We start from the raw sequence: 13248 nt of genomic DNA on the forward strand, positions 1-13248 counted from the left end.
CCCAGCCCCGGAGGCCCGGCCCCATGACCGACCTGCTGCTCGTCAACGGCAAGTTCACGACCCTCGATCGCAGCAACCCGCGCGCCGACGCCGCCCTGGTCCGCGACGGCAGGTTCGCCGCCGTCGGCGAGGAGGGCGAGGTCCGCGGCGTCGCCGGCCCGAATCCGACGATCATCGACCTGAAGGGCCGCCGCGTGATCCCCGGCCTGATCGACAGCCACATGCACATCATTCGCGGCGGGCTGAACTACAATATGGAACTACGCTGGGACGGCGTGCCGACCCTGGCCGACGCCATGGCCATGCTGAAGAAGCAAGCCGCCAACACCCCGCCGCCCCAATGGGTGCGGGTGGTCGGCGGCTTCACCGAGCACCAGTTCGTCGAGAAGCGCCTGCCGACCCTGGACGAGATCAACGCCGCCGCGCCCGAGACGCCGGTGTTCATCCTCCACCTCTACGACCGCGCCCTGCTCAACCGCGCCGCCCTGCGCGCCGTCGGCTACACCAAGGACACGCCCAACCCGCCCGGTGGCGAGATCCAGCGCGACGCCTCGGGCGAGCCTACGGGCCTGCTGCTGGCCCAGCCCAACGCCACGATCCTCTACGCCACCCTGGCCAAGGGTCCCAAGCTGCCGCCAGAATACCAGCTGAACTCCACCCGCCACTTCATGCGCGAGATGAACCGCCTGGGCGTGACCGGGGTGATCGACGCCGGCGGCGGCTTTCAGAACTATCCCGACGACTACGAAATCGTCGAAAAGCTGCACGCCGACGACCAGCTGACCCTGCGTATCAGCTACAACCTGTTCACCCAGAAGCCCAAGGCCGAGCTGTCCGACTTCCAAAGCTGGTCCAAGCAGGTCAAGCCGAGCCAGGGCGACGACAAGTACCGCCACAACGGCGCGGGCGAGATGCTGGTCTACAGCGCCGCCGACTTCGAGGACTTCCGTGTCGAGCGGCCCGAGATGCCGGCCAACATGGAGACCGACCTGGAGCCGGTGATCCGCCACCTGGTCGAGAACCGCTGGCCCTGGCGGCTGCACGCCACCTATGACGAGACCATCACGCGGGCGCTGGACGTCTACGAGAAGGTCAACAAGGACATGCCGTTTGACGGCCTGCACTGGTTCTTCGACCACGCCGAGACGATCAGCGACCGCAACATCGACCGTATCGCGGCCTTGGGCGGCGGCATCGCCGTGCAGCACCGGATGGCGTTCCAGGGCGAGTATTTCATGGAGCGCTATGGGGCCAAGGCCGCCGAGGCGACACCGCCGATCAACAAGATGCTGAAGGCCGGCGTCCCGGTGGGAGCCGGCACCGACGCTACCCGCGTCGCCAGCTACAATCCGTGGGTCTCGTTGAGCTGGCTGGTGACCGGCAAGACGGTGGGCGGCACGCGGCTCTATCCGCCGGCCAACCGCCTCGACCGCGAGGAGGCCCTGCGCCTGTGGACCACCGCCAACACCTGGTTCTCCAACGAGGAAGGCAAGAAGGGCCAGATCGCCGTGGGCCAACTGGCCGACCTGGCGGTGCTCGCCGACGACTACATGACCGTGCCCGAGGACGAGATCCCGCATCTGTCGGCGGTGCTGACCTTGCTGGGCGGCAAGGTGGTCCATGGCCAGGGCGAGTACGACAAGCTGGCCCCGGTCTTGCCGCCGCCTATGCCCGACTGGTCGCCGGTGCGCACCTTCGGCGGCTACCAGGAGCGTTCAAGGGGGCACGCTCGCGCCCTGGCCTCGGCCTGCGGCTGCGCCAGCAACTGCAACGTCCACGGTCACGACCACGCGGCGGCCTACACCAGTGAAGCCCCGACCAGTGATGCGCGCTCGTTCTGGGGCGCCATGGGCTGCGGCTGCTGGGCGGTGTGATCATGACCAGCGCCCGAGAAACCCCGCGCGCCGTCGAGGCCATCCTCGACTGGCCGCCCACGGCGCATGTCGCCCGCCTGGCCCTGGTCGGCGCCTATCTGGTCGGCGCGGTCGTCAAGCTCGGCGACTTCGCTGGAGCGGTCGCCGAGCAGACCCATTTCGGCATGTCCCCGCCGGCCTTCTGGGCGGTGCTGACGATCGCCGTGGAGATCGTTGGACCGCTGCTCATCCTGGCGCGCCGCTGGGCATGGCTGGGTGCGGGCATGTTGGGGGTCTTCACTCTTCTGGCCGCCTTCCGCGCCAACGCCTTCTGGGCGATGGCGGCGGGGCACGATCGGTTCATGGCGACCAACGCCTTCTTCGAGCACCTGGGCCTGATCGGCGGCTTCGTCTTGGTCGCCGCCCTGGACCGACGGGAGCGCGCCGCATGACCCCCCTTCCGACCCGCCTGGCCGGCGTGACCGGCGTGGGCATGGCCTTTGTCGGCGGCTATGTCGACGTGATCGGCTTCGTGCTGCTGTTCGGCCTGTTCGTCGCCCACGCCACCGGCAACATCGTCATGCTGGGCGTGGGCCTGGCGGGCGACGCCGGCGGCCTGGCCGCCAAGCTCCTGGCCCTGCCGGTGTTCATCGGCGCGGTGGCCGCCACCTATGCCCTGATCCGCTGGCGCAACGCCCGAGGGCAGCCTTGCGAGGTCCTGGTCCTGGCCTTGCAGGCCGTCCTGCTGCTGGTCTTCATGCTGCTGACCGTGTTGGCCCTGCCGGCCGCCAGCGCCGACGCGCCGCCCGTCATGCTGGCCGGATTGACCGGGGTGGCGGCCATGGCGGTGCAGAACGTCGGCGCGCGTGTCGTCTTCACCCAGTTGGCGCCGACCACCATGATGACCGGCAACGTGACCCAGATGGCGATCGACATCGTCGACCTGGCCATCGCCCGTGGTCGTCCCGACGAGGCGCTGAAGGCGCGGATCCGCAAGACCTGGCCGCCCGTGGCCGCCTTTGCGCTCGGCGCCATGGGCGGGGCGATCGGGGTGCTGGTCGCCGGCGCCTGGAGCCTGGCGCTGGGCGTCGTCGTGGTGGCGGTGCTGGCGATCCTTCACGCCCTTCGGGGCGAGCGGTCATGAACCTCGCCGCGACCGCGCTCGCCGCGGTCCTGGCCAGCGTTTGCGCCGCCCAGGCCGCCGAGCCCTTCAAGCCGGTCCGTTCCGACGAGACCTATGGCCATCTGGCCACGGCGGAACGCACGGGCCTGGACCCCCTACGCTACATACCGATCGGCGGTGACGCCTATCTGACCCTTGGCGGCGAGGCCCGCTTGAGAATCGACGCGATCAACGCCCCGCGCTTCGGCGTCGCCGGCGAACAGGCCGATACCTACGGCCTGGTCCGGGGTCTCTTCAGCGCCGACCTGCATTTGAACGACCGCATAAGGGTCTATGGTGAGCTGGGCTGGCATCGCGACGTCGGCAAGTCCGACGCTCCGGCGCTCACCGATCGCGACGGCCTGGACGCGCAGGTCGCCTTCGTCGACCTGACGCCCGACCCCGACCGGCTCTGGCGTCTGCGACTGGGGCGGCAGGAACTGATGTTCAGCCCCACCCAGCGCTTTGTCTCAGTGCGGGAGGGACCCAACATCCGCCAGAGCTTCGACGGCCTGCGGGCGACCCGCCAGACCAAAGGGCTGCGGTTGGACGCGTTCTACGTCACGCCGGTCACGATCGCGCGCGGCGCGTTCAACGATCCGAGCAATCGCGCGCAGCACTTCTATGGCGTCTATGCCGCAAGCCGTCTGGCCAGGGGCCTCAACCTCGACGTCTATGCGCTGGAGCTTGATCGCGATGGCGCCAGGTTCGGCGCGGTGACCGGGAACGAGCGCCGCAGGAGCCTGGGCGCGCGCCTCGCCGGGCAGCTCGGCGCGGCCGATTTCGAGGCCGAGGGCATGATCCAGCGCGGGACCTTCGCCGGGCGGAAGATCCGCGCCTGGGGCGGATCGGTCGGCGGCGGCTACACCCTGGCCGCGCCCTGGAAGCCTCGGATCGGCCTGCGTCTCGACGCCGGCTCGGGCGACCAGGATCCCAACGACGGCCGGCTGCAGACCTTCAACCCGTTGTTTCCGAAAGGCGCCTATTTCAACGAAAGCAGCCTGACCAGTTGGTCCAACCTGATGGCGATCCGGCCAAGCCTGGGGCTGTCGCCCACCAAGGCGATTTCCCTCGAGGTCAGCTATCTGGATCGCGCCCGCCAGACCGGCGGCGACGCGGTCTACCTGCAGCCGTCCGTGGTGCTGTCAGGCTCGCTGGCTTCGCGGGCCAAGGCGGTGGGACATGCGCTGCAGGCCGACGCCAGTTGGCAGGCGACGCGGAACGTCAAGCTCCAGGTCCAAGCGCTTCGCCAGGAGGTCGATGCGGCGGTCAAGGCGGCCGGCGGTCGCGACGGCGACTTCGTGATGGCGATCGTGCAGTACCGCTTTTGAGGAAGCTTGCGGCCCCGGGGCCGACCTATGAAGCTCCAACGGAGATGGCGCGGCCCGCCGGTCATACGAGCTTCGGTATTGGTTGGCGCGAGTGGGTCGGGATGGATGGCCCAATCCGTCGCGCCTGGAATTGCTATGGCTCCAAGGCTGGCGTTCTCCTTCCACCCGGGTTAGCAGACCGCCCCATGATCCGCCTCGACAACATCTCCAAGCAGAACGGCCACCAAATCCTGTTCATCGAAGCCTCGATGGGCGTCCAGAAGGGCGAGAAGGTCGGGCTCGTCGGCCCGAACGGCGCCGGCAAGACGACGCTGTTCCGCATGATCACCGGTCAGGAGCAGCCCGACGACGGACTGGTCGCGATCGATGCCGGCATGACGATCGGCTATTTCAGCCAGGACGTCGGCGAAATGTCGGGCCAGAGCGCGGTCGCCGCGGTGATGGATGGCGTGGGTCCGGTCAGCGCGCTGGCCGCCGAAATGGCCAGGCTCGAGGCGGCCATGGTCGATCCCGACCAGGCCGACGAACTGGACGCCATCCTCGAACGCTATGGCGAGGTGCTGGAGCGCTTCCAGGAACTGGACGGCTACGCGCTGGAGGCGCGGGCCCGCGAGGTGCTGGCCGGCCTGAGCTTCAGCCAGGAACGGATGGACGGCGACGTCGGCCTGCTGTCCGGCGGCTGGAAGATGCGCGTGGCCCTGGCCCGCATCCTGCTGATGCGGCCCGACGGCATGCTGCTGGACGAACCCAGCAACCACCTGGACCTGGAAAGCCTGATCTGGCTCGAGGCCTTCCTGAAGAACTACGACGGCGCCCTGCTGATGACCTCGCACGACCGCGCGTTCATGAACCGCATCATCGGCAAGGTGGTCGAGATAGACGGCGGCTCGCTGATTACCTATTCCGGCGATCTGGACTTCTACGAACAGCAACGCGCGCTCGGCGAGGCGCAACGCCAGGCGCAGTACGAGCGCCAGCAGGCCATGCTGGCCAAGGAAATCAAGTTCATCGAGCGGTTCAAGGCGCGCGCCTCGCACGCCGCCCAGGTCCAGAGCCGGGTCAAGAAGCTCGACAAGATCGAACGCGTCGAGGCGCCGCGTCGCCGCCAGGCGGTCCAGTTCGACTTCCAGAGCCCGCCACGGTCGGGCGACGATGTGATCAACCTGCGCAACATCCATAAGGGCTACGGCGCCCAGCCGATCTATGAGGGCCTGGATTTCCTGGTGCGCCGCAAGGAACGCTGGTGCGTGCTTGGCGCCAACGGCGCCGGCAAGTCGACGCTGTTGAAGCTCGTGGCCGGCGACACCAAGCCCGATCAGGGCTCGGTCAACATCGGCGCCAGCGTCAGGATGGGCTATTTCGCCCAGCACTCCATGGACCTGCTGGATGGCGAAGAGACGATCTTCGAGTCCCTGGAGCGCTCGTTCCCTCAGGCAGGGCAGGGCGCGCTGCGCACCCTGGCGGGGTGCTTCGGCTTCTCCGGCGACGATGTCGAAAAGCCGTGCCGCGTGCTGTCCGGCGGCGAGAAGGCCCGTCTGGTCATGGCCAAGATGTTGTTCGATCCGCCCAACCTGCTGGTGCTCGACGAGCCGACCAACCACCTCGACATGGCGACCAAGGAGATGCTGGTTGCGGCCCTGGCGGATTTCGAAGGCACCATGCTCTTCGTCTCGCACGACCGCCATTTCCTGGCGGCCCTGTCGAACCGCGTGCTGGAACTGACGCCCGAGGGCGTCCATCAGTACGGCGGCGGCTACACGGAATATGTCACCCGCACGGGCCAGGAAGCGCCGGGACTGCACCCGGGCGGCTAGCGGGATTATCGCCCGGATTGGGCGCGCGAGTGAAGGTCAGCTTTTGGCGCACACCGAGCCACGCGCGTTGGCTTGAGTGACCTATCAGACGGCCAGTGCGCGCCAGGCGACATAGGCCGCGGTCAGAACAATCATGGCGGCGAACAGGCGTCGCGCCAGCAGCGCCCTGGTCGCCAGGCTCGGCGCCAGACGCGCACCCGACGCTACGCCACCTGCGCCTCCGACGATCAGGGCCAGGAGGATCGGGCCATCGACCAGGCCCGAGGTCACGTAGCTGGCGCTGGTCGCCACGCCGAACAGGGTGACCGAGACAAGGGACGAGGCCGCGGCGTTGGCCAGGGTCATGCCGGTCGCCGCCATCAGGCCCGGCGCGACCAGGAACCCGCCTCCGATTCCGAAAAAGCCGGCGGCCGTTCCCGTCAACACGCCAACGGGCGCCAGCCGCATCGCCTTGCCGGCGTCGATATGGATGCCCGGATCGCCGAGCGAGGTGGGCTTGCGAAACATGGCTAGGCCCACTGCGGCCATGGCGGCCGCGAACCAGACCAGAAGCGTGTCGCTCGGCAAGGCCTTGGCGATGTGGGCGCCGACCAGCGCGCCGAAGAGACCCGGCGCGCCGAACGTCAGGGCGCAGGGCCATTTAATCCGACCGGCCTTCGCCTGAGCGGCCAGGCCCACGGCCGCATTGACGGCCACGGCGGCGGCTGACGTGCCGATCGCGACATGAGCGTCCTGCATGCCCACCGCGTAGAGCAGCAGGGGCGTGGCCAGCACCGAGCCCCCGCCGCCAAAGACAGTCAGCAGGAACGCGACCAGACCCCCGCTCAGGACCGCGACGCCGTAGGTCGAGATCTGGTCCATGACCCTACGCCGTCGGCCGGTTCCCCGGCGCCAGAGCCAGGAGCCGGGCCATGCCGCAAAAGCCGGTGGCGCCGGCCAGGGTGAGGCCCGCGCCGACGAAAGCCGAAACGCCGAGGAACCACGGCGAAGCGAGAAGACCCAGGATCACGCCCGCCAGCACCAGCAGGCCGGCGGCGATCTGCACTTGGCGCATCAATTCCAGCGGCGCCCTGACGTCGACCTCGACGGGCAGGTCAGCGGCGTCCCAGGCGTCGAGCCCTCCCTCCAGCACATAGGCCTGCGTCCCACAGGCGGCGGCCAGCCGCGCGCCGTTTGCGCTGGTGCGCATGCCCGAGCGGCAGGCGAATATCACCTCGCGCGCGTCGGCCAGGCCCAGGCCCCCGGCGTCCAGGCTTGAGAGCGGGCGCGACAGAGCGCCTCGCGCGCGACGCCGGGCGAACTCGTCCGTTTCGCGGATATCGACCAGGATCGCGCGGCGGTCGGCCAGGCGGCGGGCGGCGTCGTCAGGCTTTAGGGGGATCAGGGGAGGGGTCATCGTCGGCGCTCCTGCCAGGGGGACAGAAGATCTCCGCGAGCGTGCCGACCACCTTCAGAGCGGCGGGATCGGCGATCCGGTACCAGACGCTGGTGGCTTCGCGGCGGGTGGCCACGACGCCTTCCTCACGCAGCACCGCCAAGTGTTGCGAGAGCGCCGACTGCGACAGGCCGACGAGCGGCAAAAGCTGCCCCACCGACCGTTCGCCATCGGCGAGCTGACACAGGATCATCAGTCGGCGCTCGTTGGCCAGGGCGCGCAGAAGCTTGGCGGCTTCCGCGGCGCTGGCCTCGAACTGGCTGACACCGAAACGTGAGAGATCGAACATGAGCGCGATATATTCCACTATGCTAATTTAGCAAGAACTAATATATATAGTGGCTCCGCCCTGAGGCTCGACCATGCGGCCCGACGTTCAAGCGTTCTTCGATCCTGCCACCTCCACCGCCAGCTACCTAGTCGTCGATCCGATGACGCAAGCGGCGGCGGTCATCGATCCCGTCCTCGATTTCGAGCCCAAGGCGGGGCGGCTCTCGACCGTTTCGGCGGACACCATTCTGGCCGCCGTGGAGGCGCGGGGCCTGAGGCTGGTCTACGTGCTGGAAACCCACGCTCACGCCGACCACCTGTCAGCAGCTGACTACATCCGGCGCAAGACTGCGGCCAAGATCGTCATCGGCGCGGCCATCGTCGAAGTGCAGAAGGCCTTCATCCCTGTGTTCGAGTTTGACGAGGCGGCCGACGGAAGCGTCTTCGACGTGCTGATGAAGGAGGGCGATACCCTTTCGTTGGGCGAGTTGGACATTGAGGCCCTGCACACGCCCGGCCATACGCCGGCTTGCCTGAGCTATCTGATCGGCGACGCGGCGTTCGTCGGCGACACGCTCTTCATGCCCGACTACGGCACGGCCCGCGCCGACTTCCCGGGCGGCGACTCGCGCACGCTCTACCGATCGATCCGGAAGGTCCTGGACCTGCCGCCGACGACGCGGATCTTCGTCGGCCACGACTATCTGCCGGCTGGGCGTTCCGATCATCGCTGGGAAACCACCGTGGCCGAGGAGCGCGCCCATAACGTCCATGTGCATGACGGTGTCGGCGAGGACGCATTCGTGGCCATGCGCCAGGCCCGGGACGCCACCCTGGCGGCGCCGACGCTGATCCTGCCCGCTTTGCAGGTCAACATCCGAGCCGGTGCGCTTCCGGAGCCCACCGCTGCGGGCAACGTGTTTCTCAAGCTGCCGCTGACCGGGTTGGCGAGGTAGGAGGTCGGTCCGAGCGGTCGACGCTTAGGCGAAAGACGAACGACTGGAAACTGGAGCGACCCAAAGTTCTGCTCTTGGCGCGTCGACGAAGGGGCGGCCGTTGGCCTAGCCAGGCAGCTCCGCCGCAGCGAAGATGCCTATCTTGCAGAGGTTCATTCCGGGGGACGCGGCCGCTATGCCGGGGTCGGACGACACCGAGAGGGGCGGGTTCGACCCAGAAGCCCTATTCGAGCTCAAGGCGCGGGTGGACGCCGCGGATGTTGCGCTGAAGGCGTCGTTCCCCGCCCTTGACGCCGCCCGGCGCCGCTACGCGCGCACGCGGTCTGCCGCGGACAAGGAAACCCTCGACGCGGCCCAGGAAGAGACCCGCGCGCTGTTCGACGAGTGGAAAGGCCTGCTGACCGCGATGCGGGCCATGCTGGGGATCACAGATGACGAAATTGCAGAGATCGAGGCGGCGCGGGTTGGCGGCTCTGAGCAAATCCCGCGCGCGGCGCTGACGGCCGATCTCATTGCGCCGACGGCCGACCTCTGGGCCCAGATCGGAAATGCCGTCGACACCATCGAGGCCTTATTGCCGAACGGGTGGCTCGACGAAGAGCCGGTCGACGGTGCGCGCCTCGATGACCTATTCGGGCCCAATGGTGTGTTGTCGATCACCAAGGGCTTGCGGCCCGAAAGCGAAGCGCCGGGAATCCACCGGTTCCGCCAAGCGATCTACAACGCACGTGACTATCGGGACGGCCATACGGCCTACGATCACTTTGCGGGGGCGACCCAGGCGTCCACCGTCGTGCAGCTGGCGTCGCAGCTCAAGAACCTGGGCGCGGTCGGCGGCGATGTGGATGGGCGCCTGAGCCGGCTCTGGGCCGGGGCCAGCGCAGGCGTCGACGCGACGATATTGGAGCTGTTCACAGCGGCCGCCTGCGCCGCAAAGGGCCGCAAGGTTTCCTTCCTTCCCGAGACCGCGGAGAAGTCGCCGGACCTCGCATGCGAAGACCCGTTCCCGCTGGTCATCGAATGCAAGCGGCAGGCGCCGCTATCGGAATACGAGGTCAACGAGGAGGCGCTGATGCGCGACCTCTTCTTTCGCCTTCGCCAGCTGGCGCGTACACGAGGTGTGGCCGGCGTGTTCGAGCTGCGGCTGACGGTCGAGGCCAAGGACCTTAGCCTCGAAGACGTCGCGGCTGCGGCCTTCCGCCAGCGGTTGGCCGCCCACCCCGAGCGTCCTCTCGCTTATGGATGGGGGACGGCCGCGTTCCGCGAACTCCCGCGGCGCGGCATCCTGCCTGAAGAGACCCGGGCCTACAGTCCGACCATGCTGCAGACGGTGTTCGGCTGGAACACCGACCTCCCAGAGTGGGACGGGCTGTGCTGTTCAATCGCCAACGCCCGGGGTGGCACGGTCCTTGACGTCCAAAGCCCCGTTGGCTTGCTGTGGAGCAACGCCGCGGACTCGGCCATGCGCAAACGCACCTGGGCGCCCGTGAACCTTTTCCTCGGCGCGACGAGCCAGATTCCCCCCGGCGCGACTGGAATCGTCTACGTCGCCTACGTGGAGGGCGCTCGGGCAGAGGCGGCGGATATGCGTGTCGCCGCTTACCAGGAACGGCTGCGGGAATGGGAGCATGCGGGCGACATCCGTGTCCCGATCTCGGCACTGTGCCGGTTGTATCCGCGCCCGCTCGAAGAGGGTGAACCCGACTTGATCGAGAGCAGCATCAGGCTGGTGAGCAGCGAGTATGGTGATCCCGCGCTTTTCGATGATTTTCCAACCAACGTCTTCACCCAGTCGGGCGGCGATTGAGGCGGCCAACCTCTGCCGGCGGAGTCTGTCCGAAGGGCGCGCGAGTGGGTCCGTGTTGGACTGCCAGCATGGCCTCCCCTTCCTCAGGTCACCTCGCCGATCATCGCTGCGGCCGTCGGGGCCAGGCTACATATATTGGAGCCGCGGGCGCCGCTATGGCTTGCAGTCTGAGCTAAACGGATCAGCACCGCGAATATCTGCTTCCTGGAGCGGCCCCACAGTCCGCTCGTGGCGCTCGTCGGGCGACAGAATATTCAGTCCAAGTCGTAGTCGACCTTCGCGGCCTTGAGCCGCCACATCGTGGCGCTCTCCACCGTCACTATGTCCTGCGCCGCCAGCCCGATCAGCGAGGCGTCGGCGCGCGAGGGATAGATGCGGAACGAGAAGGCCGCCCCGTTCCCCAGAAAGACATCGACCACCGAGCCATCGACGAACACCCGCCAGGCCAGGGGCTCGCCGAAGGCTTGGGTGTCGAGCTTGCCGCGCAGGACCTCTGGGCCTTCGCCGCTCATCGACAGCGTGGACCGGCTCTTGTCGACCACGATCTCCCGGGTCGCCGGATCATAGAGGATCTGCGTCTGCTCCTGGCCGTCGGGGCTGGCGCCGATCACCACCCCATACGGCGCCCGCGCGCCGGCGACGAAGCGCGCCTGCAGCTCCGCCTGACGCCCGAAGTCGCCGAGCAGCCGCTCGCCGCGTACGACCAGGCTGGATTGGGCGGCGCCGACCGCATCGGCGCGTAGCGTTTTCAGCCCTTCGATCGGACGCTGGCCCAGGGCGTGGCCGCCGCTGGTCAGGAACCATTCTCGCGGCAGGGAGAAGGTGTGAGCCCATCCGGCGTCGATCTGCGCCTGCGGGCTGCGCCGCTCGTCGACGATGCCGATGCCCACCAGGACGCCGTCCGGGCGACGGGCCACGGCCGGCGACAGATGGCCGGGGATCACGTCGAGCGGCTGGGGGGCGGAGGCGTCAGGTGTGAAGGCCCCGTGCGCCCATTCACCCACCCAATAGACCGCTCGGGTTGCGGCCAGACCGTATTTCGAGATCCGCCCGCCGATGGGATTGGCCACCAGCACACGGCGATCACCGAGCGCTTCGAAGACGGGCATCTCCCAGATCGTCGAACCGGGCTCGTCCATCGCCTGGAAGGGCGTGGCGGCGAACCGATCGCGATGCTTCCAGCAGGTCGGCCCGTCGCCGTCCTCGCAGCGGTAGTAGTCCAAGCCGCCGTGGCCCTCGTAGGCCGCGCCGATGATCATGTTCCAGGCGCCGTCTTCCTTCCACAGGTACGGGTCCCTGAAATCCCGCACCTGGGCGGTGTCGAGGATCGGCCCGCGCTTCTCCCAATGCTGGAGCTTGGGGTCGTTGCTCACCGCGACCGAGACGCCGGGATTGAAGACGCCGCCGTGATTGACGCTGGTGTAGTAGGCCAGGGCCTGGCCGCCGCTGACGATCACGTCGCCCGACCAGATCCCCTTCATGTCGAACCCGACCGTGTCGGTCTGCAGGGTCGGAAACAGCGCGTCGCGCTGGTGGGTCCAGTTGACCAGGTCGGGGCTGGACATGTGCCCCCAGTGCATCTGGGTCTTGAACGGGCCGTTGGGCGTGCGCTGGTAGAAGAGGTGATAGCGGCCGTTGACCAGGACCAGGCCGTGCGGCTCGTTGGTCCAGTTGGCCGGCGGTATGGCGTGGAAGCGCGGCCGAAGGGGATCGGCGGCGAAGCGCGAGGCCGGCGTCGCCAGCGACTGGCTGATCGAGGCGGCAGGCTCGGCGTCGCGCGCTTGCAGCGCGTCGGCCCGGCCAACATCCTGCGACACCGTTAGATCATCGAAGGCGCCGTTGAGCAGATTGACCCGCGCCTCGCCCATCTTGGCGTCGCGCCAGCTCCTGGCCAGCTTCAGCGGCGCCTGGGCCGGCAGCCAGGCTGCGCCGGCCTTGAAGCGGCCGGTGGAGACGACCTTGCCGTCCTGGAAGAGCGCGATCGTTCCGGTCGCCGGGTCGGCCGAAAAACCGATCTTCGTCCACTGGTAGACGGGAAAGCGCGCGGGCGCGGCCAGGGTCTCCATCCCGCGGCTGGTGGCCAGTCTCAGGCCCCAGCGGCCGTAGGTGTCGATGTAGAGGTCGAAGCCGCGCTTGCCGTCGGCCTGGTTCAGGAAGGAGGCGGGCGTCGCCTCGCGCGCCGGGACCTCCCGATCGGAGGGATAGCTCTCCAGCGCCGCCCACAGGGAGGCTCCGACGAAGCGTGATCCCTCCAGCTGAAGCGGCTGCTCCCACCAGGTCGTGAACCCGTCGGTTCGCAGCGCGCCGCCTTGGGCCCCTGGCACGATCTCGGTGGGCCACTGGCTATGGAGACCGGGGAAGCCTGCCTCATCGAAGCCTATGGTCACCGCGTCCTGGGCGTGGGCGACTAGGCTCGGCGTGCAAAGAAGCAGGGCGGCGAGCAGGACCGTAACGCGGCGCATGGGGTTCTCCCGAAGCTTGGGGCGAGGGCGCAAAAAGGGCCCGGGCGCCTGAGACGTCCGGGCCCGAGTTGGGGACAAGAAGAGCGGTCCAACCCTGCAGAGGGAGCGGCAAGCGCCCAGTCCGAGGGGATGTCGGCCCGGGCGCCGTGGCGACCCGG

Annotated in this window: 11 protein-coding genes; 7 read left to right on the top strand and 4 right to left on the bottom strand. The window is 68.3% G+C overall.

What is annotated here, in order from left to right:
- Positions 1–23: 23 nt before the first annotated feature.
- From ACIPQB_RS16435 to ACIPQB_RS16455, 5 genes are all read left to right on the top strand, one after another.
- Positions 24–1874 (top strand): amidohydrolase, encoded by a 1851-nt coding sequence (locus ACIPQB_RS16435; RefSeq protein WP_446486329.1) that lies wholly within the window; start codon positions 24–26, stop codon positions 1872–1874.
- Positions 1875–1876: 2 nt separating this feature from the next.
- Positions 1877–2305 (top strand): DoxX family protein, encoded by a 429-nt coding sequence (locus ACIPQB_RS16440; protein ID WP_446486330.1) that lies wholly within the window; start codon positions 1877–1879, stop codon positions 2303–2305.
- Positions 2302–2997 carry a YoaK family protein gene (locus ACIPQB_RS16445; RefSeq protein ID WP_446486331.1) on the top strand — a complete coding sequence of 232 codons (696 nt, stop codon included), beginning with the start codon at positions 2302–2304 and terminating at the stop codon, positions 2995–2997. Before ACIPQB_RS16440 ends, ACIPQB_RS16445 begins: the two co-directional genes overlap by 4 nt.
- Positions 2994–4346, top strand: a complete 1353-nt coding sequence (locus ACIPQB_RS16450; protein WP_446486332.1) for an alginate export family protein — start codon at positions 2994–2996, stop codon at positions 4344–4346. Before ACIPQB_RS16445 ends, ACIPQB_RS16450 begins: the two co-directional genes overlap by 4 nt.
- 185 nt (positions 4347–4531) lie before the next feature.
- Complete coding sequence (locus tag ACIPQB_RS16455) at positions 4532–6160, top strand: ABC-F family ATP-binding cassette domain-containing protein (RefSeq protein WP_446486333.1); 1629 nt, start codon at positions 4532–4534, stop codon at positions 6158–6160.
- An 84-nt stretch (positions 6161–6244) separates the two neighbouring features.
- Here ACIPQB_RS16455 and ACIPQB_RS16460 read toward each other — a convergent pair whose 3' ends face one another.
- From ACIPQB_RS16460 to ACIPQB_RS16470, 3 genes are read right to left on the bottom strand one after another with little or no spacing between them, the layout of a single operon-like run.
- Positions 6245–7021, bottom strand: coding sequence for a sulfite exporter TauE/SafE family protein (locus ACIPQB_RS16460; protein ID WP_446486334.1), 777 nt, complete (start codon positions 7019–7021; stop codon positions 6245–6247).
- Positions 7022–7025: 4 nt separating this feature from the next.
- Positions 7026–7556 carry a rhodanese family protein gene (locus ACIPQB_RS16465; RefSeq protein WP_446486335.1) on the bottom strand — a complete coding sequence of 177 codons (531 nt, stop codon included), beginning with the start codon at positions 7554–7556 and terminating at the stop codon, positions 7026–7028.
- The gene (locus ACIPQB_RS16470; RefSeq protein ID WP_446486336.1) at positions 7525–7884 is read right to left on the bottom strand and encodes an ArsR/SmtB family transcription factor; all 360 of its coding nucleotides are present in this window, start codon (positions 7882–7884) and stop codon (positions 7525–7527) included. The genes ACIPQB_RS16465 and ACIPQB_RS16470 overlap by 32 nt, the downstream gene beginning before the upstream one ends.
- A 73-nt stretch (positions 7885–7957) precedes the next feature.
- Between ACIPQB_RS16470 and ACIPQB_RS16475 the strand changes: the two genes are divergently transcribed.
- Both ACIPQB_RS16475 and ACIPQB_RS16480 read left to right on the top strand, forming a co-directional pair.
- Positions 7958–8821 carry an MBL fold metallo-hydrolase gene (locus tag ACIPQB_RS16475; protein WP_446486337.1) on the top strand — a complete coding sequence of 288 codons (864 nt, stop codon included), beginning with the start codon at positions 7958–7960 and terminating at the stop codon, positions 8819–8821.
- Between the two features lie 142 nt (positions 8822–8963).
- Entirely contained in the window at positions 8964–10628 is a 1665-nt protein-coding gene (locus ACIPQB_RS16480; RefSeq protein ID WP_446486338.1) for a hypothetical protein, read from the top strand.
- A 254-nt stretch (positions 10629–10882) separates the two neighbouring features.
- Here the strand turns inward: ACIPQB_RS16480 and ACIPQB_RS16485 are convergent, their stop codons facing one another.
- Positions 10883–13090, bottom strand: a complete 2208-nt coding sequence (locus ACIPQB_RS16485) for a glycoside hydrolase family 32 protein (protein ID WP_446486339.1) — start codon at positions 13088–13090, stop codon at positions 10883–10885.
- Positions 13091–13248: the final 158 nt, after the last annotated feature.

The organism is Caulobacter sp. LARHSG274 (genome assembly GCF_052871235.1).